A 21,897-nucleotide genomic window follows, 5' to 3' on the forward strand; every position below is an offset into this window, starting at 1 on the left:
TCTCCTCGAAGGTTTATGTTGCTAATTCAAATCCATCGAGGTTTTAGAAACCTCAAAGGATATTCCCACAACCTTTGAGGTCTTTTACAGACCTCGAAGGTTTGATTTTGGAATCAAGGCTAAAACTTCGGTATTCCCACAAAATACAAATCGAATCCACCCAATCCACCGGGACGGTTGGAGGAGAAGATCATCAATTGATTTTCAAACCCCATAGCGTTCGAGACCACAGGTCTGTATTCATCGAATTCGGAATTGATCTTGGGGCCGAAGTTTTCCGGCTCGGTCCAGCCACCTCCACTGCGAAACGAGTAATACAAATCGTAGCCTCCATATCCTCCAGGACGGTCAGAGGAAAAGACCAGCAAGTCCCCGTAGACAAAAGGCATGTGGTCATTGGAGGTGGTATTCATCCCGATTTTTTGGATATCCTTTTCTTCGGCACTTTGGAGGTATTCCAACACCGATCCGCTTGCTGGCAAATCCACCTCATAGATATCAAAAGTCCCATCCCGATCCGAGCTAAAAAGCATTTTTTCAGGTCGGCCTTGGCTTTCTACTCCAGCACCTTTCAAATAATCGGCTCCATAAAAGGAGGGGTACATTACACTCGATCCATTTTCCATTAGTCTCAAAGAAGCCTCAGCACCTTCGATTTCCTGTGAGTTAGCTTCTCGGGGTTCGGAAAGAATGGAATAAACACCCTCGGCATCGTCCCGGCTAAAGAGCAAAATATCTCCAGCTTCCGAATCAAAGAAGGTATATGGCCCTTTTTCATTGAAATTCGTTTCCGTTTTTCTGACCCAATCTCTCAACCAGGTATCAAAAAGGGTATTACCTCGATCTACTCTTAAGAATCCCTCTGACTTATCCCAATAAAAAACCAAGTTGGATTCTACTAAATTAAAATGATTGGGTTGAGAATTAATTCGATTGGATGAAAAAACAAGTTTAAACCCATGATTAATTGTGGGTACATCCGAATTAACATCGTCAAATGGAGAATTGATTACTGACAAATTGGTCGCCTCTTCCGGGAAAATGCCGACAGGGTATTTGTTTTGGTTACAGGAGAGAAGACCAACAAAGAAAACAAATAGAATTATTGACTTTTTCATCTTAATCCGGTTATCATTTTTAAACCATTATTATAATTTGCTCCTGATGATCCGTAGGTCGGAAAAATTAGAAATTAATAACTAAAAGATAAGGAAATTATTTTTACAACTACCTGAAAACCTAGAAAATTAATCATTTTTTACGCAAATTTTTCTTGGATAAAGCATATTCAGAACTGAGAAAAAATAAATCCTTCGAGGTTTTAGAAACCTCAAAGGATTGCTGCCTGATTGCCTTGCAGGATTTTTAATCGATAATCCCTCACCAATCCCAGCCCCAAAATCCCCAAACAGCCCGAAACAAAAGCAGGGATCAGCCCGATCATTTCTGGGAAGAATATTGACAGCATCCACGAACCAAAAGGGATTAGCCCTGCAAAAATCCCAAACCAATTGGTCTTGTAATACCAGGCATAGGGAAAGAAATGGGCTCCGGTGATGATGGCATAACCCAAGGCAAAGTATTCAGGCTTATTTCCCAAAAGGATAAAGAGAAAAGGGAAATAAAAGAGTTGAGCCAGGTTGAAAATCAAACCCACTTTATTTAGGGGATTCCCTTCCACATTCCAAACCGTTTTCATGATTTTTCCAAAAATCCAAGCCAGTGGCAACATCAGTCCGGAGATAGAAAAAGTGAGAATACTTTGATTGTACAAGCTCAACTCAAGATTCCAGATCACCGCAATCCCTGCCCAAATCAAGGCTGCAGCAAAAATAAAGTTGATGCCATTTTTACAACGTATACTAAGTTCGGTTCTCCATGCATCGAGCAATTCTAATTGGTGCGCGTTCATGGTAGTTGTAGTCGTTTTCATTTTTTGTGTTTTTGATTTAGAGCTGACTTCCCACAAATTGTTACAGCATTCTTTCAATTTTTCTCTACTCCAAAAAAATATTCCCGATTTTGTAACAATACCCAAAAAGCAAACTCTAATAAGTAGTCATCGAAAAAAGCCTTGAGCAGCAGCGAAGAAGAAAAACTATTCAAAAACCGATTTGAGGAAACCAAGGATGCGGTCTTCCGGCTCTGCTTGGGCTACTTCAGGCAGGACAGTGCCTTGGCTGAGGACGCCCTGCAGGAAACCTTCGTCAAAGCCTGGATTCACAGAAAGCAATTCCGGGAAGATGCGAATTGGCAAACCTGGATTTACCGAATTGCCGTGAATACCTGCTTGCTTCAGTTGAAAAAAGAAAAGAAAGAAGCCCAGAAGTCGGCGGAATTGGCGATCCAACCTCAGTCTGAATACGATCCTGAAAAGGAGGATCAAATCCAACGCATGTATGCCTGCATTGATCGGCTCAGTCCTCAAAATCGAATGCTTATTTTGATGGTTTTGGAGGGAATTCCTTACGCAACTATTGAAGAAACGCTAGGCCTGAGTCCGGAAAATCTTCGCGTCAAAATTCATCGAATCAAAAAACAACTTTATCCCTGCATCAGCCATGGAACCTCTTGAACTCCTACAGTCGATTTACAATTCGCAAGTGAAAAAGTCACCCATCTTGCAGGCAGACCAAGTACTGAGTTTGGCCAAGTCAGCTCTCAAAAAGCTGAAAAAAGACCAATATTGGACCATAGGAATCTTATCGACCACGTTGTTTTTCTTAGCGTTCTTCTTTTATGAAATTGGCCAATTTGGAGATTGGATATTGATCACAGGACTTTCACTGATGCTTGGATCCCTTGGAGTTCGGGTATTCTTGGAGTTGTTAAGCCGCCTTCAACTACGGCATCTCCAACCTCATCAGGCTACGGCTGTTTTTGTGGAAAAAGTCCATCGATATTATCAAAACCGCAAGCGAATTCAGTTTGTGTGGACACCCATTATTTATCTGACCTATGGAGTCGGGCTAAGCTTCTTTTTGATTTCCATTCAACCCCACCTTTCTTCCATTTTCTTCGTGTATTGCCTTGTTACCGGGATAGGTTTCTGGTTTGGATTTATTTGGGTGATTCGAAAAAGCTATCGCAAAGAGCGGGATTTAATCGAGCAACTTTCAAAAATCGGGGAAGAATAGGATTGAAGCAGGTATTCAGAAAAAACCTTCCTATATTAAAGCTAGCGGCTACTCCCTGAGTTGATGACTACTACCAAACAAAGTTTAAACGAGATCGCCCGCCGAATGATGAGCGGGGTTGTCCAAATCCATGTCGAAGGCTATCTGGAAGAAGACATACAGTCCGTTTTAAATCCATCCATCAAAATCCCTGGTATCTGGTCCGGTTCGGGCTTTTTCGTAAAACACAAAAATCTCGAAGGCTACATCGTGACCAATGCCCATGTGGTGAGAAATGCCGTGAAAATCGAAATCAGCTCCATGTTGACAAGTGAGGAGAGGTTCGAAACAGAAGTTGTTGGAATGGTGAAACAACTCGAGCCTGACGTAGCCCTTATCAAACTGACAAAAGAGGAGCTTGCTCGATTCAAAAAAATGGCTATCCAACCCATTGAATACCTAACCCTTCAAAAAGGGGCAAATCCTCCCCGTGGAGAAGCGATTAAAGCAATTGGATATCCTTTAGGCATGATAGAACCCAATATGACGGGTGGGGAAATCACGAATTTTATTTCCGGTTCGGAATTTACCACCGAACGATTTGTAACCAATGCTGCCATCAATCCCGGCAATTCCGGAGGACCAAGCATCAACAAAAATGGCGAAGTGGTGGGACTCAACACAGCCGTAATTGTAGATGCCGAAAATATTGGATTTATCACTCCAGCAAGTTTTATCAAAATTATCATCAAAAACCTGCTCTTATTGAATGAACCCCATTTCGCTGGGCTTGGGGGGAAATTGCAGAAGAACGCAGAAAACTTTAACCCTTTTTTGAAGCAGAGCCGTGCAAAAGGTGTGATAGTTTCCAAAGTCTTAAAAAAAGGCTTTTTAGAAGCTGCTAAAATTCAGCCTCGTGATGTTATTCTTTCCATCAATCAGGTGGAATTTGATCGACATGGAATTGTGATTGGGAAGGAGGGGCTTTATCGACACAAGAATATTTTTGATGTCATGAAGCTCGTACCCATAGGAGAGGAAGTGGAGATCGGCTATTTGAGGGAAGGAAAAGTTCAACGCACCAAAGCCAAGGCCATGCCTAATCCTGAATTGGGAATTATCTCAAATCCGATTTTAAGCGAGAGGAAATATTTGGAAGTCTTTGGGATGGTTATTCAACCGTTGAGTTTTGAGATTATTCAAGCCATTCAAGAAGTGGACCCCTATGCACAGATCGAAATGCTGAAAATTCTAGACGAGGAAAAGCCCATGCTTGTGGTCACCCATATTCACCAAGGAACTCAAGCAGATGAAATGGAATGGCCGCTGGGAGAATTGATCATAAAAGCCAACGAAGAGGAAGTTCATACTCTAGACGATCTCCAAAAAATACTGGATAAGAACAAAGGCAAAAATGTGCTTTTGGAGTGCATGAGTGGAGTAATCGGGTATTTTCAGGTGGAGTCTGAATCTAAAGCTGCGGATAGTAAAGATTGATTTCTGATGATTTGGTGGCTTTTCCGATAGCAGAACCTACTCCCTAATAGAAAAACCCAGCTCCGATAGTTATCGGAGGAGAATTAGGAAAACAAACATCAAATGCTATGACTAATAACCATTTGACAATGACTTTTAACTATCTATTTATACCCAGTAAATATAATCCCTTCCCCTTGGAGCATCAACCTAACAATCCTCTTCACGGCCTTCGCCTCGACACCATCTTGGAGCAATTGGTCGCTCATTATGGCTGGGAAGAACTAGGAGAGCGGATTACTATCCGGTGCTTCACCCATGATCCGTCAATCAAGTCCTGCCTAAAATTTCTCAGAAAAACCCCTTGGGCCAGAGAGCGGGTAGAAGGCTTGTATCTAAAGATGCTACAGGATACAAAGTAACCTTTGACTAACCCTCCAAGGGTTTAAAATCCCTTAGAGGGTTATTACTCAATCAACAAAAAAGCCCGAATCAATGATCCGGGCTTTGGTGGTTTATGGTTGTGTAAGATTATACATAGTTATTCAACATCACCGGCATCACGAGCATCAAGATATCTTCATTTTCATCCTGCTCTGCTGGCAAAATCAAGCCTGCTCTATTCGGTGCTGAGAACTTCAAGCTCACTTCCTTGGAATTCAAGTTACCAAGCATTTCTACCAAAAACTTAGCATTGAACCCGATCTCTATATCCTCTCCATCATGCTCGCAAGACAATCTTTCATTTGCTTCATTGGAGAAATCCAAATCCTCTGCAGAGATCATCAATTCAGACCCGGTCAATTTTAATCGTACCTGATGCGTCGTCTTGTTAGCATAGATCGCAATACGACGAAGTGAACTCAACAAGTCCTGACGATCGATGGTCATGATGTTTGGATTGTCAGCAGGGATTACGTTTTCATAATCCGGGAATCGCTCGTCGATCAAACGACAGATCATTTTGATTTGACCAAACTTGAAATAAGCATTGGACTGATTGAACTCCACAGTCACAGAAATATTCTCTGAAGGAAGAGTAGACTTCAGCAGGTTCAAGGCTTTTCTTGGGATAATCAAGCTAGCTGGGCTGGAAGAAGCTACATCCACTCTTCGGTAACGAACCAACCGATGACCATCCGTAGCAACGAAAGTTGTATTGGTATCACTCAAGTTGATGTAAACCCCGGTCATCGCTGGGCGAAGTTCATCAGAACTTGTTGCAAAAATGGTATTGGAAATCGCACTTGAAAGCACCTCTGTAGACATGTCCACCGTCGTTGGATTGTTGACAGTAGGGATTTTGGGGAAGTCCGTTGCATTCTCTCCCGCCAAGCGATAGCGACCATTGTCAGAGCTGATTTCCACGGCATAGGTATCATGATCTATGCTAAAAGTCACCGGCTGCTCAGGCAAGTTTTTCAAGGTATCGATTAAAATCCGAGCTGGTACCGCAATATTTCCATCTTCTTTGGCCTCAACGTGGATTTCAGTAATCATGGAAGTTTGGAGATCCGAAGCCGTGATTGTCAACATCGAATCCTTAATTTCAAATAGAAAATTCTCAAGAATAGGTACTACCGGATTGGTAGTGACGACACCGTTGATTGCCGAAAGCTGCTTCAAAAGCGCAGAAGAAGAAACAATAAATTTCATATGCTTATAAGTTTTATACAAGGTCATGTAAAATCTCGCATGGTTGACAGCAATCCTTCCTTGTGACTTTCTTCAACATGCTCGATTTCATACCATAGGGCTTATTTAAAGATTACTTTATGGAATGGGGGTAAATTTATAAATAAAATCGATTTAACAGGGGACGAAAAGCCTCCATCACCAAATAAATTCCTGTTTTTTGAGTTCTTTTCCAAGGAGATTTTCTAGGAATATTTTTTCTTTCTCCAGAAAGAAACTCCAGTTCCCAAAAGCAAAAGCAAAGCGACCGGCAATCCTACATTCAGAATCTGCCAAAAACTCTTTTGCTCTACAATTTTCACGCGGTTAAGGGGACGAATTTGAAAAGTCCGAGTCCTACTAGCAATGATTCCATCAGGGTTCTGTAGATACTGAACCAGATTTCTTAGAAAAATACGATTCGCAAAAACCATTTGATTAAAAGGATCTTCACCCAGATTTAAAGGTGCTCCGGATTGGAAATCTACCTGACTTTGGAAGACCTCCCCATCTCCGATGACCACTACTTTCCCTTCTCCACTTTCTTTGAAATCGGCCTGGTCAAAACCCTCTGGCAAAAATCTGTTTTTGTAAAGGGATGTAAATTCCCCTTCCAACAAATAAGCTAAGGGAAGATTGCGTAAAGGGAAATCAGCCACATTCGGTTCCATTTCCATATCCCGAAAGGCTACCCGAGCGGGGGCTGGTAAAATCCTTGTAAAATCTGAGGAAAAAAGAAGCGGGGTTTTCTGGATCCCTTGTGCCATCACTGTATCCAAACTACTTACAAACCGGAAATTGACCACATCCAAACCTTTGGTAATTGGATGATCCTGCATTCGGGAGGCCTGTACGTAAAAAGGCCAAGGCAACGGAACCAATTGCTCCTGATTTCCGAAATTACCTCCCATAACTGGAAAATACCCAAAATTCAAATCCTGAATCAGATCTTTATTGACCCGAATTCCATATTTGAACAAGAGATTTTCAAGCCCATTTTCAAAAGGAAATGCCAAGGTTCCTTCCCCACCGGCCTGCGTCACATCCACCAAAACCCCATCGGTCAAAACCACCAATTTCCCTCCATGCATCACATACTGATCAAGAAGGTAGACTTCTCGCTCTGTAAAACTTTCTTGTGGGCCTTGAATAAAAATCAATTCAAAATTGACCAAATCTTCAACTGTTCTAGCCTGCTCCAAGGGGACTTTGAACAGCTCAAAATCACCATCAAGTGCTTCTACCAAACCATAGCCATCATCCTCTTTCATCTCCCCATGCCCCATAACCATGGCAATCGCTCCGGAGCCTGGATTGCTTAATTTTCGGATGGCATTACTCAGTTCAAATTCCAAATTTTCAATGGACTGATTTAGGATCTCCTCCTGCCCCATTCCCATTTCCCCTTTCAGAATGAGTGCCCCGGTTTCAAATTCCTCATTGTAAACAAGAATTCCCGGAAAAATCAATTTGGTTTGCTGCCCACCAGTTTGATTGACCATCAAACTCGTTGGATTGATCCCATAATCGTTTAATTGAAGAATAAATTCTTCCTGATCTTCCTCCGGCAAACTGAGAGGATCCAGATAGGAGAAACTGATTTTTTGATTAGAAAAAGCATCAAAGGTTCGGACGGTTTCTTCAATAGATCGTTGCAGTCTTCGCATTCCAGCAGGCAAGTCATCTCCTACGAGTAAAATTTCAACATGAATAGGTTCTTGAACCTCCTCCAAGACTTCCTCTGTGGCCGGATGAAGCGAATAGCGTCTATCCTCGGTCAAATCGATTCGAAAACGCAAAAAAGCTCCAAAGGCCAAAAAGATGAGCAAGACAACAAGCAAAACCCCAATATTTCGGACGATATGTTGTTTTTTTCTGCTCATTTATTCCGCAAGACCAATACAGCTCCTCCTAAAAACAACCAAATCATCCCCAAATAGAAAAAGATATCTGAGGAGTCAATCACGCCCCTGCTCAGATTGATGTAATGAAAACTCAAACTCAACTCTTCAATCCAATAGGCCCAAGTTCCCAAACCCAAATCTGAAGCTGCCGAAAATCCAAAATAAAGCACAAAGCAGAAGAATACGCCCAATACAAAGGCTACTACCTGTTGGGAGGTCAAAGCAGAGGAAAAAATTCCAACGGCTCCAAATACCGCTCCTAAGAGCAATAAGCCTATCCAACTTCCAAAAAAGCCAGCCTGATCTAAATTCCCTACCGGATCACCCAATTCATACACGCTGTAGAAATACAAAAGGGTAGGCAAAACTGCGATGAAAACTAGAATGAGAAGTGCGAGATACTTGGCAAAGACAATTTGCACCAAATTCAATGGAGAAGTTCGGAGCAATTCCCAGGTATGATTTCGCCTTTCTTCTGCAATAGCTCTCATGGAAAGAGCCGGAATCAAGAAGGTGAAAACAAAGGGGGTGTAGGTAAAAAGTGGCTCCAAATCAGCGTAACCATAATCCAAGACACTGCTTTGGGGAAACACCCAGACGATCAATCCGATTGCTACCAAAAACAAGGCTAGGATCAGATAGCCTAACAGGCTACCCAAAAAAGCATTGATTTCTTTGATGATCAGACTTTTCATTTGGTGTATTGTCTAAAAAGTTCCTCTAGACTTTTCTTTTCCTGACTTAGGGAAATCAGGTTCAATTCTTTTTCCTGAATAATTCCCAAAATAGCCTTTCGGGCTTCCGTGATATTTTCCGCTTTAATAATTACTTGCATTTCACCCTTCGGACCGAAGGAGGCGCTTGGAAAAGCTTCAAACCAAGAAAGTTCCAAAGGTTCTTCCGTTTCGACGATCAATTGATCTCCGCTTCCTTGCTGCTGGAAATTAGCCAAGGAGTCCGCAGCCTTAATTTGACCTTTGGAAATCAAAACAACATCCTGACAAATCGCCTCCACCTCTTGCATAATATGGGTGGAAAGAATCAAGGTTTTATCCTTAGCGATTTCACGTATCAAGCCACGAATATCCGCCAATTGATTCGGGTCCAAACCTGTCGTAGGCTCATCCAAAATCAAAACTTTGGGGTCATGAATCAATGCCTTGGCAAGTCCAACCCGCTGTTGATATCCTTTGGAAAGTTGACCGATTTTTTTGTGCTGTTCTGTCGTTAGGCCTGTTTTTTCAAGCATTTCCTCCATACGGCTTTTCAGCATTTTTCCTGAAAGTCCATACAAGCCTCCCGCAAAGGATAAAAACTCCTTCACAAACATGTCAGCATAAAGCGGATTTTTCTCAGGAAGGTAGCCGATTAGAGGGCTTACCTGTTTAGGATGAGCCAGGGCATCAATGCCATGGATTTGTACTTCTCCGGAATCTGCCTGCAAATAGCCCGTGATGATTTTCATAGTCGTAGATTTTCCCGCTCCATTGGGACCTAAAAACCCTAAAATACGACCGGGCTTTGCAGAAAAAGTCACCCCATCCAGCGCTTTTTGAGAACCAAAATTTTTACACAGTTGAGAGACTTCTAAAGACATAGGCTACAAAAGACCGACCGGGAGTTCACCCGCATGGCAAGGGTAAAAACCCGGTCGAAAGGTCTAAGGCAAAAATAGGGAATGAGCGGGGAATGGCAAGGATTCGGGGGGCAGATTTCAGTAGGCAGATTTCAGTGGGCAGTGGGCAGTGGGCAGTGGGCAAAGTTTATCAGTTGGAGTATGCCAGTTGATAAAAATTAAAATTTGATTTTAAATAATTCCAAAAGCCTGAATGTTCTAGTATTTTAGTTAAAACGTACTCTTGTAATTATCAAAATGGATTTTCAGGATCTTTTGGCCTATCAGAAAGGTTTTAAACTCGCTATGAAAATTTTTGAAGTCACAAAATCTTTTCGTTCAGAAGAAAAGTTCGCTTTGATCGATCAAATTAGAAGATCTAGTCGATCAGTTTGTGTGAATATAGGAGAGGGGTATCGAAAAAGGAGATACCCCTCTCACTTCATTTCAAAGTTATCGGATGCAGATATGGAAAATTCTGAAACTCAGATTTGGCTCAAATTTGCTCTGGAATGTGGATATATTTCTGAAGATCTCTATAATGAACTCGATCAAAATGCAAAAGAGGTCGGTAAACTAATTGGATTCATGATTTCAAATCCAGGCAAATTCAGTTCACCTCGAAATAAAAAATAGAAACACGATAATCCACCGCAAACTGCAAACTGCCAACCGCATACTGACTACTGCATACTGACTACTGTCTACTGAATACTGCAAACTGAATACTGCAAACTGCCTACTGACAAACCTACTTCTTCCCTCTAGGCCTCAATGGTCTACACTCCACATCAGCCACGAAATAGTTTGGATGGGTTTCAAGAGTTTGTACAATAGTCGTCGCCACATCCTCCGGTCTCATCATATTTTCATTGGCTTCAATACCCGGAATTTCATCAAAGAAATGTGTTTGTACCGAACCCGGGTAAATCGTGGAAACCTTGATTCCATAATCCCGAAGTTCCATATACAAAGAATGGGAGATTCCTCTTACCGCATGCTTGGTTCCTACGTACCCAGCAAACTGATTCACTCCATTCAACCCCGCAATCGAAGCCACATTGATGATATGTCCCTCATCAGCAGCTTTCATAGTCGGAATCAGGCGTTTGGTTGTGTAAAAAATCCCATGAACATTGGTGTCAAACATGGCTTTCCAATCTTCTGAAGAAAAAGTCTCGGTTGGACCAGCAACACCAAAACCTGCATTATTAATTAAGATTCTGATATCATCTCCAAGCTTGGCTTTTGTGGCTTGAAAAGCTTCTTCGACCGATTCTTCTTTTGCTACATCACAGGTGAAAAAGTGAAAATTGGAATGCGTTAGTTCTGGTTTATTTCTCCCCCAACCAGCGACAATCGCACCCTTTTCCAAAAGAATTTTGACTACTTCCAATCCAATTCCTTTACTGACTCCTGTTACAACTGCTACTTTATCTTTTATTTCCATGATTATTACTTTTTGTTTTAAAAAACAGATTTAGCCCTTTTGGTTCGAATAATTCTCAAATTTCAAAAAAGTCAGATTATTCTATCACGAAATGGATAAATTGCCTTTCCATCACCAACCAAATTTTAGTATGAAGAAGCTTATACTCCCCTTATTTCTGATTAGCACTATGGCTTTTGGGCAAACAAACCTTCGCCCACAAATCGATCAAAAAGCCAGTGAAATTGAATCCAAAGTAATCGAATGGCGAAGGGATATTCACCAAAATCCTGAATTGGGAAATCAGGAATTCCGAACCGCCAAAAAAATAGCAGATCACCTGCGAAGTTTAGGCATAGAAGTAAAGGAAAATATGGCCGTAACAGGTGTGGTAGGTTATCTCAAAGGAGGCAAACCCGGACCTACCGTAGCCCTGCGAGCCGATATGGATGCTTTGCCAGTTACGGAGCGTGGAGATTTGCCCTTCAAATCTACTGTGACGACCGTTTACAATGGTCAGGAAACAGGCGTCATGCATGCCTGTGGACATGATACTCACGTCGCCATCTTAATGGGTGTGGCTGAAATTCTAGCTAGTATGAAGGATCAATTGGAAGGCAATGTCAAATTCATTTTCCAACCTGCCGAAGAGGGTATCAATGAAGAAGGTGTGACCACTTGGGGCGCCAAGCAACTCGTGGAAGAGGGAGTCATGGAAGACGTAGATGCCATTTTCGGGCTACATATTTCTGCTCAGACTGAAGTGGGAACCATTGGCTACAGACCTGGACCTGCACAAGCTGCTGTAGATAATTTGGAAATTATTGTTCACGGAACGCAGGCACATGGGGCTTCCCCTTGGTCAGGAGTAGATCCTATTGTCACCGCTTCTCAGATTGTGACTGGCTTACAAACCATTTTATCCAGAAGTGTGAATATTACCCAAAATCCAGCTGTAGTGACAATTGGGGCTATTCATGGTGGAATTCGACACAACATTATCCCAGAAAAAGTGGAAATGATAGGAACTATCCGAACTTTTGGAGACGAGCAACAGGCATTAGTACATAAGCGAATCACAGAAATCGCAACGAACATCGCTGAAAGTGCCGGAGCTAGAGCTGAGGTAAATATCCAAAAACTCTATCCATCCACAGTCAATGACCTTGAGCTCACTGCCAAAATGGTCCCAACTTTGGAAGCAGCTGCAGGAAAGGATCATGTTCGGGTCAATCCGCCAGTGACTGGAGCTGAGGATTTCAGTTTTTACCAACGTGAAAAACCAGGTTTATTTATTGGCTTAGGCGGGATGAAAAAAGGTGGAGACCCAACAAAAACTCCTTCTCACCACACTCCTGATTTCTACATCGATGAAAGTGGCTTTATCCTCGGCCTTCGAGTGATGAGCTATTTCGTCGTAGATTATATGGGAATGAAGTAATATCAAACAAAAAAAGGAGACTGTATAGGTCTCCTTTTTCATTTAAACCATAATCAACTTTTATTTTTTAAACTTTGCACCTTTTTTCAGGGTGATGATGATAACTCCATTTTTCCCTTTCTCACCATACACCTCAGTGGCAGATTTATCTTTCAGGACAGAGATACTTTCAATATCGCCAGGATTTAAATCAAGGGCTTGGGAAGACTTCTTTTCTACAGTCCCAGCATCGGATTTAATGATATAAAGCGGTTGATCATCTGAGGCGGTTCCAGAAACCACTACCCCAACTTTTGATTCCGGAGATACGGCAGAATAGCCGGTAGCTGGTTGTCCTATTCGGACACTTTCATTGGATTTCAAACCAGAAATCCCAATCACGCTTGAAGTACCCGTTGGACCTACACGTCTTAGACCATAAACCTGACTTTGACTAAGCATCTCAATCTGATTTTCAGTCAGCTCATTTTTAATAGCGACTAGTGTACTCAGTTGCTTTTTCTTGAGTTGGTTTTCCAGCTCCAAAACCTTATCAAGCTGCCTATTTACAGCCACTTGGTCGATTTTAGGCTCTTGAAGCATTTTTTCCAGTTTGGAATTTGCTTCATCCAAGTCCCATTTTAGGGTTGAAAACTCACCTGCATTCTCAGCATGGATTTTTTTGATTTTGGATGCTTGGGCATCAGTCAGATTGATCTTCTCCCGGGCCTCCATAATTTGGTCGGCTGAGTACAGGTTTTTTTTGAAGATATCCTGAGCTGAAACAAAATGACTGATCAGGAAAAGGGCGATTACAAATAGGTTTTTCATGGTAGCGTTGGATTAGAATTCAGTTAAAAGGGAAGAGGTGCTTGATTCCCATATATCGATATAGGCTTTTTCTTCAATCAAAATTTCTTGCTCATGATTCTCGTTTTCCTGAAGGGAAATGATAATCACATCAGCAGGTGCTTCGGGAACTTCAGGACGCTGAAATAGCAAAAAAGCTCCCAAAATAAAGCTTGCTGCGATGCCCGTTGGAATCCACCAAGGAAAGCTTTTTACTTTGGTTTCGGGAAATTCAGGAATGGAAAGACTCTCATCCTGTCTTATCAAATCCTTGAAAAACCCTTTTATCAAATCGTCTTCATTTTCCATTTTCTGCTTCGGTTTGAGAAGTTTCAATCAGTTCTTTCAGTTTCTTTTTTCCCCGCTCATAGTGTGTCCGAGCGGTACCCAATCCAATTTGGAGGATTTCAGCTGCTTCAGCGATAGTCATCTGATGATAAAAAACCATCAAAAGCACTTCCCTTTGCATGGGCGACAATCTCATCAATAGCTTTTGATAGTCCATTTCGACTTCCTCGTTCTCCTCTTCTACTAAATCAAAAGAATCATCAATTGGTAGCCATTTTCCATTTTTTCGAAGTTCATCAATGGCCGTGAATCGAATTATAGAGAACAACCATAATTTGACTTTTTCGGGATATCGAAGCTTGGCCTTACCCTCCAGGATTTTCAAATAACTCTGCTGAAGCACATCTTTGGCCAATTCGTCCTCAAAACCACAGCATTGCCGGGACCAGAGAAAGGCCTCTCGATGATAGTTCTTCAGAATATTTTCCAGCTCACTGTGCTTCATATTCAATTAGTAATCGGAGAAATGACAAAAAATAGGACAGCGAGTCTGAAAATTTTTAAAAAACTCGCTAGGGTTCCTTTCGCTCCCGAACTCGAAATAGATACGAAAGCCCAAGTTCCAAGGTGGTCGAATTCATATCAAAAATCCGGTCCTGACTTTCAGGATTGGTAAAATCATAGGAAAAACGCACCTCTGCTGCTAAAGCGCTTTTTCCAAAAACCTTTGAAATCCCTGCTCCGGCATTGATCCCATACATGAATTTCTTTGGATTATCTCCTTCCCCTCCATACGTAGGAATTTCCGGGATTGAAAGATTTTCAAATTCCCGCTGAACATCTCTAGCGCCTAACAAATACCCCACATGGGGACCGATTTTCACCTGAAATCTCCCTGATCTTCCGGCATAAAAGGAAGCCAAAAAAGGGATTTTCAAGTAATCGAATTCCGTTCGGTTTTCGAGTGGATCATCAGCATCATTTAGTTGGCGAAAACCCAAAGTGATCAATTGCAGGTTCAACTCCACTCCAGCATTTTTTGCATTGAAATGCTCCACCACCAAGGAAAAAGTCGGTTTTGCTATACTTTCCGTGCTTTGGTTACGAATATTGGCTGCAGGACGATAGCTGAAGGAAGAACTAGCATATCCTCCGCGAATTCCCACACTCGTCTGTGAGAATGCCTCCATTCCAAGTAGAACAAATAAAAAAATCAAAGCAGATATTCTCATAAATGCATCACTGATTAGCCTGATTGATGGTAAAGGTGCCTGAAATTGGTTTTCCATCCAAACTCAATCCTCGAATCTCCACTCGCATCGGACCAGCCTGATCATTCGTGAAAAAGCTAATTTCTACCTCACCAGAAGCATCCCTCACTAAATTTCCATTCCAGTATAAGGTCTTTCTCAAATCCTGACTCGGTGCTTCAGATATAGTGTCATAGGAAAACTCAAAAAAGTTTCTTGGTACCTCATAGCCCTCTATTACAAATTCCGAAATAGTTGAGGGAATTGCCATTTGCTGCTGTGAACTCATGCCATCTTTTAAGTACACCGCTATAACTCCATTCCTACCCTGATCACCTAACATGGAAACCGTTCGGGAAACGATTTCAACCCGGTCAATATCATTGGGGTTGATATTTCGAAGATTATCTGCTGCCGTGGCATCGGGTCCAGAAACCAAAATCGCCCCATTCACCATCACCACAGGCTCCATGGATCCAAAAACAGAAGTAGCTCCTCCACGAAGTCGGATTTGTTGCTTACCGCTTGCACCGGCTATTGTCACACGCATTCCCGGTACATTTCCAGCCAGGCTATTCACCAAATCCACAGCACTCCCGGTAGCCATGATTTTTTCACTCGTAACCACAAAATCCGGATTTCCATAGATCGCACCACTAGAAGAAGGAGCCTTTTCTTCCACCTCTACTTCTTCCAACTCCACAAACTCTTCGGAAGGTTTTTCCAGAATAGGTTTCTCCCCACTTTCAATTATTTTCGGCCAATTCACACTCGGAAATGAAGCAATAGGTGCTGGAAGTGACTCTAAATATTCTACCTCAGGCAGCGGTCGACCTTTGGAATCTACTCCTTGAATAGCCAAACGCATAGGCCCATAAAATTCCATTTCCTCCATGGCAAACTCCCCATTTCGATTTGCCTCCAACTCAACGATTCCTTCAAATCCGTTGACGAAAACAGTGACGTTTCCAGCAGTTCCCCTACCCTTTTGATCTTTCAAAAGAAACTGTTCATTCAGGCTTTTTTCTATCGCGTAGGAAAACCTATCCAAACCGACCGATTCGGGAATTTTTTCAAGAGCCAACAAATTCACGCTCTCTGCCCCTTCCAAAACAGGTTGGACCTGTGTCAAGTCATAAACGGTGACTGAAAGTCGTGCAGAAAGTGGCTTTCCTGATAATTCTTGAGTGTTGATTTTCAAGTTGACTTTTTCCCGCTTCCCATAGTGAGGCTTATCTGTTCTTACTTTTACATTTTCGGAAACTCCATCTGAGGGATTAACCTTTCCTACTTCTTGACCTGGTGCTATTACCAAAATCGGCTTAGTAAAATAGTGATCAGGACCATAATTCCGATTCCAATTGGTATAGGCCCTTAGGTAAAAATGGTTACCCGAAAGTGAATCTGGAATGAAGAAACTGCCTCCAGCTGCACCTTCGAAGATTTTGTATTTCTTTTTGAAAATGAAGTCCCGATCCTCGGATAGCAGCTCCACATGCAAAACCTCACTCAGATCATTCTTGAGGTAAGGATTTCCATAATTGATAAAGGCCTGAAAAAAGACCTCCTCGCCCTCTTGATAATAAGGTCTATCGGTATGAATGTAAATTCGCTCCTGGTAATTGGCCGCGGTTTTTTCCAAATTTTGAAGCTGAATAGCCCGCTCAGCGTCATAGTCCAAAGGGAGCATGGAAGCGACTCTTCTTCGGTCCATATCCCCTGAAAAAACCACATCTTGAGGATTAAGGATCATCCCATTTTCCCTGACCCGAACTCTTCCTCCATTCACCTCCAACCAAGAAACCGGATATGGAGCATCTCGATAGGTATTCTGTTGACTATAGCCCTTCTGATAATGTATCTCAATTCTTCCCTTCAAATAAATCCAATACTCGCCCGGCTTGTCTGCAGGGGCTACCAATTGCTCAGGCTTGTAAGGAATCACGGATTTCCCCAATTCATTGGCGAAAATATCCGATCGCATATTTCGGGAATCTGCTCCGCCCGGTTTGTCTCCATAGAGAAAAAACCCTTCTTTTTCATGGGTTCCTGCTATCATCGCCCTAAACATATTTTGAGGAGATTTCCGATAAACCTCCATGCGATTCTTCTCCCATTCTTGCTCCTGATCAGAAGACCCTGCCTCCATTTCCTCAAACCGAGCCGCACCAGAGATCCTGTAATTCACCGGATTATCAAAAAACTCCGTTAAATCGAAGGTGATTTTATAGCCGAGGTAATTGTTGACCAATTCAATTGGCAACTGAGAACTTGCCAAAAAAGTATTCCTCTCCTCAGAAGGAGGAAAATCGATGACCCATGGATTTTCGATCTCCGTTCTCGCTGCCACCAAATCATTCCCTAGGAACAAGTTTTCAAACTTCCGAAGATCTCTCTCCCAAGCTTTATCTCGCTTCGCTTTAATTTCTACATCACTTAATTCGGTCTCCAGTGGCTTGAGCGATAGGTTCAAGGTGAGTGTGCCACCGGGATTTAAAGTTACCTGCTTGGTGACCGCCTCATATCCCATAAAGGAGAAGCCAATTTCAGTAGCACCAGGCTGCAAATCCTGAAGCGTATAGGCACCATCCAAATCCGTGGTCGTGGAAATGGTGGTATTGTTAATGAAAACATTACAAAAAGGAAGGGTTTCTCCTGTTTCAGCATCCTTTACCACACCGGTTACGGTACTGGTTTGGGAAAAAGCAGTCAAAACCAAAAAGAAGCCTAGGAAATGAGTTAGTAAAAGTTTTTTCAAGGGAAAGCGATGGTTTAGTAGCTGGTGAAATTACAGAATTGATCTGTAATTATTCCCAATAACAAACGGAGCTGGTCTTAGGAGGTTGAAGATTTTCAAAATTTCAACCAATCGAAGTAAAGAAGGACCCACGCATTATTCTATCTAAACAAAAAAGCTCCAAAAGGAGCTTTATTTTTCTTCATCAGAACCGTTCTGGATTTCATCCAAATCATCCCGATCCTTTAGTTTTTTGTCTTCCACATTCTTATTTAAAAACTCATTGATCTTATCGATCGAAAAGGTAGAAGAAATTTCCCCAAACGAATCGATTTCCATTTTAAATCCTTTCAGATCCCCATGGACTTTGGGTTCTTCGTTTTTCTTTTTTTTCTTTTTGCTCATACTATTCAACTTATTGAGCAAGTGGCAAGGTTTCTAAGGCGAATCGAATTCGCTGAGCCACTTCCTTAGGACCTAAGATAGCAAATATCTCCATCAAATCCGGACCGGCACCCGCTCCGGTAACAGAAAGCCTAACCGCCTGCATTACCTTCCCAAGTTTGATCCCCTCTGCTTCTGCTGTTGACTCAAGCAAGGATTTCGCAGAACTTGCATCAAATTCTCCTTCGAAAGAATCTACCTTTTCCTGATAAGCAGAAAGCACTTTTACGGCATCTTCATTCCATTTTTTCGCTGCTACTTGCTCATCAAACTCAGTTGGAGCTACCACAACAAATCGACTTTCCTGCCACATTTCTGCAGGGAAGGAAACTCGACCTTTTGTTAAAGCTGCGATAGCTTCGGCAGTTTTACCAGAAACTTGGAAACCTTCCTTCTCGGCACTTACCTGAACATAAGGTGCCAATTCCGCATCGGTTTTTGCCCGAAGATATTGCTCGTTGTACCATTTGGCTTTAGCAATGTCAAACTTGGTCCCTGCCTTTCCGATTCGCTCAATTGAGAAAGCTTCAATCAATTCCTCCTTTGTAAATAATTCCCGATCATCTCCAGGGTTCCAGCCCAAAAATGCCAAGAAGTTCAACAATGCTTCTGGAAGGTAACCTTGCTCTCTAAAGCCAGTTGCAGTCTCTCCAGTGGTTTCATTTTTCCAATCAATCGGAAAAACAGGAAACCCAAGACGGTCTCCATCACGCTTGGAAAGTTTCCCATTTCCATCTGGCTTCAGAAGCAAAGGCAAATGGGCGAATTCCGGCATGGTATCTTCCCATCCAAAATAGCGATACAACAATACATGCAAAGGAGCCGAAGGCAACCATTCCTCACCTCTGATCACATGGGTAATTCCCATCAAATGATCATCGACAATATTTGCCAAATGGTAAGTAGGCATACCATCTGATTTCATCAAAACCTTATCATCAAGCGTCGAAGAATGAACCATGACCCAACCGCGAATTTGATCATACAATCTTACTTCCTCCTTTCTAGGGATTTTGACACGAATCACATACGGTTCTCCGGATGCAAGTCTCGCTTTCACCTCATCTTCAGGTAAAGTGAGGGAATTTTTCATTTGGGTTCGCGTAATGCTATTGTATTGAGGCTGAACAACCCGAGCAGCAGTCAATCGCTCCCGCATAGCTTCCAATTCCTCAGCAGTGTCAAAAGCATAATAAGCAAGCCCCTTTTCCACCAAACTCAAGGCATATTTCATGTAGTCAGGCTTTCGCTCTGACTGTCGGTAAGGACCCACTGAACCTGGATTCCATGGACTTTCATCCGGTGTAATTCCCAACCAATCCAAGGAATCCTTGATGTAGATCTCAGCACCCGGAACATAGCGCGCCTGATCCGTATCTTCTATTCGAAGGATAAATTTCCCGTTATGTTTTCTTGCAAAAAGGTAATTGTATAAGGCAGTACGGACTCCTCCAATATGTAAAGGTCCTGTTGGGGAAGGGGCAAAACGTACGCGAACTTCTCTGCTCATGGATTTAGAATATGCTTAGCTTGAAACAGGCAAAACTGCCTATAGTTTAGAATCAAGCTGCAAAGATAGGAATTTGTCAGGGAAAGGCTCGATTCAAATCAGCGGCAATAAATACTTTAAAAAAAATTTGAGGGATAGCCTTGGTTGATTCTAAATATCCCGATCAATCCAAACCATGATTCCCAATAGGAGCAAAAACTTAATTCCCGCGATTATACAAAATAATGTTACTACCTGATGAGGCTGATAGGAAGACAAGAACCAAGAAAATTCGGGCTCAATTTTAATATTCCAGTCCTGAAAAAGTCCTCGATTCCCCAAATAGGCCAATAGGAATAATAAGACGGAAAATGTAGCAAAAAGCAGCTGGGCTAATTTGACTACTACTTTTCCGAGCTTTTGTCCAGGATCAAGGATTTGAGTTTCTTTCATGAGCATTTAATATGCTTTCATGAATTTAAACAAATGAAAAAAGGAACCCAAAATTGAGTTCCTTTTATGTTGAATCGGATGAAGCTTAGTGCTTCACCTGGATTTTTTCTTTGATTCGGGCAGCCTTTCCTTGACGTCCTCTCAAGTAGAACAATCTAGCTCTACGTACTTTACCTTGTCTCAATACTTCGATTTTCTCGATAGCTGGAGAAAGGATAGGGAAGATACGCTCTACACCGATTCCATTAGAAATCTTACGTACAGTGAAGGTCTCTCCGTTAGAGTTAGGGTTTTTTCGCTGAATTACAGTTCCTTGAAACTGCTGTACCCGCTCCTTGTTACCTTCTTTGATTCGTACGTGTACGTTGATGGTATCTCCGGCTTTGAAAGAAGGGAATTTAGCTCTTGCTTCGTTGTATTCCGCTTCTACAATTTTCATTAGTTCGCTCATAGCTTCTATATTTTATGCTTTCGCTGTTTGGCCAACACGTGGCTTGTTGAATTACTTTTTTCTCTTTTTCAAATCGCTTTCACCCAAACCTGACTTAGCCCACAAATCGGGTCTACGTTCACGGGTCCGGCGAACCGAGGCTTCAAATCTCCATTCATTGATCTTTGCTTCATGACCTGAAAGCAATACCTCCGGTACATTCATCCCCTGCCATTCAGCAGGACGAGTATAAACAGGCGGTGCCAACAGGTGATCCTGAAAAGAATCTGTCAAAGCTGAGGTTTCATCGTTGAGTACTCCGGGAATCAATCGGATCACCGCATCTGCCACCACAGCGGCCGCAAGTTCTCCTCCAGATAACACAAAATCCCCAATGCTAATCTCCTTGGTAATGTAACGCTCCCGAATCCGCTCATCTACTCCTTTATAATGTCCACAAAGGATCAATAGGTTTTTCTGAAGCGAAAGCGAGTTTGCCATGGGCTGATCGAAGGTCTCTCCATCAGGGGTCATGTAGATGATTTCATCATAATCCCGCTGACTTTGGAGGTTTTCGATACATTTCGCAATGGGCTCTACCATCATCACCATGCCGGCTCCGCCACCAAAAGCATAATCATCGACTTGCTTCTGTTTTCCTATGGCGAAATCACGCAAATTGTAAACCCTCACTGTAGCCAAACCCTTCTCTTCTGCCCTTTTCAGGATAGAATGTGAAAAAGGTCCTTCCAGCAGTCCTGGTACCACACTGATGATATCGATGTGCATGTCTCAGTCTTCCAGATAAATGTCAAGCAATCCTTCCGGTAATCGGCAGAAAACTTTTTTTGCTGCCTTGTCTACCTTGAGAATGATCTCATCCTGAATCGGAATAAGAACTTCCTTATTTTGGTAGCTCACTCCCAGAAGGTCTTGGGTTTCCAAGTCGTAGATGGTTTCCACAGGACCTAAGACCCCGTTTTTCTCATCTTCTACTTCAAACCCGATCAACTCGTGGTAGTAGTATTGGTCTTCACCCAACTCAGGTAAAGCAGTCAGTGGGAGATATATTCCCGATCCAACTAAAGGTTCTACCTGTTCAATGGTATCAAAGTCCTCAAATTTGGCCAAAGCCTTATTCCCGGCTTGAAGAACAAAGTGCTCCAAAAAGAATGGAACCAAGCGTCCTTTTTGTTCGAGAAAGATGTGCTCCAGATCTTCATAATCTTCTGGATAGTCCACATCGAGAACCACCATTACTTCACCACGAAGTCCATGAACTTTGGCCACATAGCCTAATTGAAAGCACTGCTCCTTGTTCAT

Annotated in this window: 24 protein-coding genes; 6 read left to right on the top strand and 18 right to left on the bottom strand. The window is 42.3% G+C overall.

From position 1 onward, the window contains the following. Nucleotides 1-119 precede the first annotated feature (119 nt). Nucleotides 120-1,118 carry a PD40 domain-containing protein gene (locus E4S40_RS15025; protein WP_135075939.1) on the bottom strand — a complete coding sequence of 333 codons (999 nt, stop codon included), beginning with the start codon at nt 1,116-1,118 and terminating at the stop codon, nt 120-122. 212 nt (nt 1,119-1,330) lie between these two features. Further along, nucleotides 1,331-1,933 (bottom strand): DUF7010 family protein, encoded by a 603-nt coding sequence (locus E4S40_RS15030; protein WP_135075942.1) that lies wholly within the window; start codon nt 1,931-1,933, stop codon nt 1,331-1,333. A 141-nt stretch (nt 1,934-2,074) separates the two neighbouring features. Between E4S40_RS15030 and E4S40_RS15035 the strand changes: the two genes are divergently transcribed. The 4 genes from E4S40_RS15035 to E4S40_RS15050 all read left to right on the top strand — a co-directional run bounded on the left by E4S40_RS15035 (nt 2,075) and on the right by E4S40_RS15050 (nt 5,014). Continuing rightward, nucleotides 2,075-2,575 (top strand): RNA polymerase sigma factor, encoded by a 501-nt coding sequence (locus E4S40_RS15035; RefSeq protein WP_135075945.1) that lies wholly within the window; start codon nt 2,075-2,077, stop codon nt 2,573-2,575. 28 nt (nt 2,576-2,603) lie between these two features. Beyond that, entirely contained in the window at nt 2,604-3,137 is a 534-nt protein-coding gene (locus E4S40_RS15040; protein WP_135075948.1) for a hypothetical protein, read from the top strand. A gap of 63 nt (nt 3,138-3,200) precedes the next feature. Then, complete coding sequence (locus E4S40_RS15045) at nt 3,201-4,613, top strand: S1C family serine protease (RefSeq protein ID WP_135075951.1); 1,413 nt, start codon at nt 3,201-3,203, stop codon at nt 4,611-4,613. A gap of 128 nt (nt 4,614-4,741) precedes the next feature. Further along, nucleotides 4,742-5,014 (top strand): VF530 family protein, encoded by a 273-nt coding sequence (locus E4S40_RS15050; protein ID WP_135076495.1) that lies wholly within the window; start codon nt 4,742-4,744, stop codon nt 5,012-5,014. Nucleotides 5,015-5,123: 109 nt separating this feature from the next. On the opposite strand, the gene dnaN is transcribed toward E4S40_RS15050, so the two are convergent. The 4 genes from dnaN to gldA form a co-directional block, all read right to left on the bottom strand. Further along, a complete protein-coding gene (gene dnaN / locus E4S40_RS15055) occupies nt 5,124-6,248 on the bottom strand; it encodes a DNA polymerase III subunit beta (protein ID WP_135075954.1) in 1,125 nt (374 codons plus the stop codon). A 224-nt stretch (nt 6,249-6,472) separates the two neighbouring features. After that, nucleotides 6,473-8,149, bottom strand: a complete 1,677-nt coding sequence (gene gldG / locus E4S40_RS15060) for a gliding motility-associated ABC transporter substrate-binding protein GldG (protein WP_135075957.1) — start codon at nt 8,147-8,149, stop codon at nt 6,473-6,475. Then, entirely contained in the window at nt 8,146-8,865 is a 720-nt protein-coding gene (gldF, locus tag E4S40_RS15065) for a gliding motility-associated ABC transporter permease subunit GldF (RefSeq protein WP_135075960.1), read from the bottom strand. Before gldF ends, gldG begins: the two co-directional genes overlap by 4 nt. After that, on the bottom strand, nt 8,862-9,767 hold the full coding sequence (gene gldA / locus E4S40_RS15070) for a gliding motility-associated ABC transporter ATP-binding subunit GldA (protein WP_135075962.1): 906 nt from the start codon (nt 9,765-9,767) through the stop codon (nt 8,862-8,864). The genes gldF and gldA overlap by 4 nt, the downstream gene beginning before the upstream one ends. Before the next feature lie 276 nt (nt 9,768-10,043). Between gldA and E4S40_RS15075 the strand changes: the two genes are divergently transcribed. Beyond that, nucleotides 10,044-10,421 (top strand): four helix bundle protein, encoded by a 378-nt coding sequence (locus E4S40_RS15075; protein WP_135075965.1) that lies wholly within the window; start codon nt 10,044-10,046, stop codon nt 10,419-10,421. A gap of 115 nt (nt 10,422-10,536) precedes the next feature. Here E4S40_RS15075 and E4S40_RS15080 read toward each other — a convergent pair whose 3' ends face one another. Continuing rightward, nucleotides 10,537-11,235 carry an SDR family oxidoreductase gene (locus E4S40_RS15080; protein ID WP_135075968.1) on the bottom strand — a complete coding sequence of 233 codons (699 nt, stop codon included), beginning with the start codon at nt 11,233-11,235 and terminating at the stop codon, nt 10,537-10,539. A 130-nt stretch (nt 11,236-11,365) separates the two neighbouring features. Here E4S40_RS15080 and E4S40_RS15085 point away from each other — a divergent pair, with 130 nt between their 5' ends. Further along, nucleotides 11,366-12,655, top strand: a complete 1,290-nt coding sequence (locus E4S40_RS15085) for an amidohydrolase (protein WP_135075971.1) — start codon at nt 11,366-11,368, stop codon at nt 12,653-12,655. 60 nt (nt 12,656-12,715) lie between these two features. Here E4S40_RS15085 and E4S40_RS15090 read toward each other — a convergent pair whose 3' ends face one another. The 11 genes from E4S40_RS15090 to rimM all read right to left on the bottom strand — a co-directional run bounded on the left by E4S40_RS15090 (nt 12,716) and on the right by rimM (nt 21,897). Then, entirely contained in the window at nt 12,716-13,465 is a 750-nt protein-coding gene (locus tag E4S40_RS15090) for a Spy/CpxP family protein refolding chaperone (protein ID WP_135075974.1), read from the bottom strand. A gap of 12 nt (nt 13,466-13,477) precedes the next feature. Then, nucleotides 13,478-13,792 (bottom strand): hypothetical protein, encoded by a 315-nt coding sequence (locus E4S40_RS15095; RefSeq protein ID WP_135075977.1) that lies wholly within the window; start codon nt 13,790-13,792, stop codon nt 13,478-13,480. Beyond that, on the bottom strand, nt 13,782-14,276 hold the full coding sequence (locus E4S40_RS15100; RefSeq protein WP_135075980.1) for an RNA polymerase sigma factor: 495 nt from the start codon (nt 14,274-14,276) through the stop codon (nt 13,782-13,784). Before E4S40_RS15100 ends, E4S40_RS15095 begins: the two co-directional genes overlap by 11 nt. Nucleotides 14,277-14,343: 67 nt before the next feature. Next, nucleotides 14,344-15,003, bottom strand: coding sequence for a porin family protein (locus E4S40_RS15105; RefSeq protein ID WP_135075983.1), 660 nt, complete (start codon nt 15,001-15,003; stop codon nt 14,344-14,346). A 7-nt stretch (nt 15,004-15,010) separates the two neighbouring features. Continuing rightward, a complete protein-coding gene (locus tag E4S40_RS15110) occupies nt 15,011-17,779 on the bottom strand; it encodes a TonB-dependent receptor (RefSeq protein WP_135075986.1) in 2,769 nt (922 codons plus the stop codon). A gap of 171 nt (nt 17,780-17,950) precedes the next feature. Continuing rightward, nucleotides 17,951-18,163, bottom strand: a complete 213-nt coding sequence (locus E4S40_RS15115; protein WP_135075989.1) for a hypothetical protein — start codon at nt 18,161-18,163, stop codon at nt 17,951-17,953. Nucleotides 18,164-18,173: 10 nt separating this feature from the next. Next, nucleotides 18,174-19,712 carry a glutamate--tRNA ligase gene (gene gltX, locus E4S40_RS15120; RefSeq protein WP_135075993.1) on the bottom strand — a complete coding sequence of 513 codons (1,539 nt, stop codon included), beginning with the start codon at nt 19,710-19,712 and terminating at the stop codon, nt 18,174-18,176. Between the two features lie 150 nt (nt 19,713-19,862). Continuing rightward, entirely contained in the window at nt 19,863-20,144 is a 282-nt protein-coding gene (locus E4S40_RS15125) for a hypothetical protein (protein ID WP_135075996.1), read from the bottom strand. 85 nt (nt 20,145-20,229) lie between these two features. Beyond that, complete coding sequence (gene rplS / locus E4S40_RS15130; protein ID WP_135075999.1) at nt 20,230-20,595, bottom strand: 50S ribosomal protein L19; 366 nt, start codon at nt 20,593-20,595, stop codon at nt 20,230-20,232. 51 nt (nt 20,596-20,646) lie between these two features. Then, complete coding sequence (gene trmD / locus E4S40_RS15135) at nt 20,647-21,363, bottom strand: tRNA (guanosine(37)-N1)-methyltransferase TrmD (protein WP_135076002.1); 717 nt, start codon at nt 21,361-21,363, stop codon at nt 20,647-20,649. Nucleotides 21,364-21,366: 3 nt separating this feature from the next. Further along, nucleotides 21,367-21,897 carry a ribosome maturation factor RimM gene (gene rimM, locus E4S40_RS15140; protein WP_135076005.1) on the bottom strand — a complete coding sequence of 177 codons (531 nt, stop codon included), beginning with the start codon at nt 21,895-21,897 and terminating at the stop codon, nt 21,367-21,369.

The sequence above is a fragment of the Algoriphagus kandeliae genome (genome assembly GCF_004571135.1).
GTDB lineage: Bacteria > Bacteroidota > Bacteroidia > Cytophagales > Cyclobacteriaceae > Algoriphagus > Algoriphagus kandeliae.

What these genes read in the sequence shown, in the direction of transcription:
- E4S40_RS15025 (WP_135075939.1), bottom strand. Translation starts at nt 1,118, where the DNA reads ATGAAAAAGTCAATAATTCTATTTGTTTTCTTTGTTGGTCTTCTCTCC.
- E4S40_RS15125 (WP_135075996.1), bottom strand. Translation starts at nt 20,144, where the DNA reads ATGAAAGAAACTCAAATCCTTGATCCTGGACAAAAGCTCGGAAAAGTA.
- E4S40_RS15045 (WP_135075951.1), top strand. Translation starts at nt 3,201, where the DNA reads ATGACTACTACCAAACAAAGTTTAAACGAGATCGCCCGCCGAATGATG.
- E4S40_RS15090 (WP_135075974.1), bottom strand. Translation starts at nt 13,465, where the DNA reads ATGAAAAACCTATTTGTAATCGCCCTTTTCCTGATCAGTCATTTTGTT.
- E4S40_RS15100 (WP_135075980.1), bottom strand. Translation starts at nt 14,276, where the DNA reads ATGAAGCACAGTGAGCTGGAAAATATTCTGAAGAACTATCATCGAGAG.
- E4S40_RS15050 (WP_135076495.1), top strand. Translation starts at nt 4,742, where the DNA reads ATGACTTTTAACTATCTATTTATACCCAGTAAATATAATCCCTTCCCC.
- E4S40_RS15030 (WP_135075942.1), bottom strand. Translation starts at nt 1,933, where the DNA reads ATGAAAACGACTACAACTACCATGAACGCGCACCAATTAGAATTGCTC.
- trmD (WP_135076002.1), bottom strand. Translation starts at nt 21,363, where the DNA reads ATGCACATCGATATCATCAGTGTGGTACCAGGACTGCTGGAAGGACCT.
- E4S40_RS15115 (WP_135075989.1), bottom strand. Translation starts at nt 18,163, where the DNA reads ATGAGCAAAAAGAAAAAAAAGAAAAACGAAGAACCCAAAGTCCATGGG.
- gltX (WP_135075993.1), bottom strand. Translation starts at nt 19,712, where the DNA reads ATGAGCAGAGAAGTTCGCGTACGTTTTGCCCCTTCCCCAACAGGACCT.
- E4S40_RS15095 (WP_135075977.1), bottom strand. Translation starts at nt 13,792, where the DNA reads ATGGAAAATGAAGACGATTTGATAAAAGGGTTTTTCAAGGATTTGATA.
- E4S40_RS15080 (WP_135075968.1), bottom strand. Translation starts at nt 11,235, where the DNA reads ATGGAAATAAAAGATAAAGTAGCAGTTGTAACAGGAGTCAGTAAAGGA.
- E4S40_RS15105 (WP_135075983.1), bottom strand. Translation starts at nt 15,003, where the DNA reads ATGAGAATATCTGCTTTGATTTTTTTATTTGTTCTACTTGGAATGGAG.
- E4S40_RS15075 (WP_135075965.1), top strand. Translation starts at nt 10,044, where the DNA reads ATGGATTTTCAGGATCTTTTGGCCTATCAGAAAGGTTTTAAACTCGCT.
- rplS (WP_135075999.1), bottom strand. Translation starts at nt 20,595, where the DNA reads ATGAGCGAACTAATGAAAATTGTAGAAGCGGAATACAACGAAGCAAGA.
- dnaN (WP_135075954.1), bottom strand. Translation starts at nt 6,248, where the DNA reads ATGAAATTTATTGTTTCTTCTTCTGCGCTTTTGAAGCAGCTTTCGGCA.
- gldA (WP_135075962.1), bottom strand. Translation starts at nt 9,767, where the DNA reads ATGTCTTTAGAAGTCTCTCAACTGTGTAAAAATTTTGGTTCTCAAAAA.
- rimM (WP_135076005.1), bottom strand. Translation starts at nt 21,897, where the DNA reads ATGAACAAGGAGCAGTGCTTTCAATTAGGCTATGTGGCCAAAGTTCAT.
- gldF (WP_135075960.1), bottom strand. Translation starts at nt 8,865, where the DNA reads ATGAAAAGTCTGATCATCAAAGAAATCAATGCTTTTTTGGGTAGCCTG.
- gldG (WP_135075957.1), bottom strand. Translation starts at nt 8,149, where the DNA reads ATGAGCAGAAAAAAACAACATATCGTCCGAAATATTGGGGTTTTGCTT.
- E4S40_RS15085 (WP_135075971.1), top strand. Translation starts at nt 11,366, where the DNA reads ATGAAGAAGCTTATACTCCCCTTATTTCTGATTAGCACTATGGCTTTT.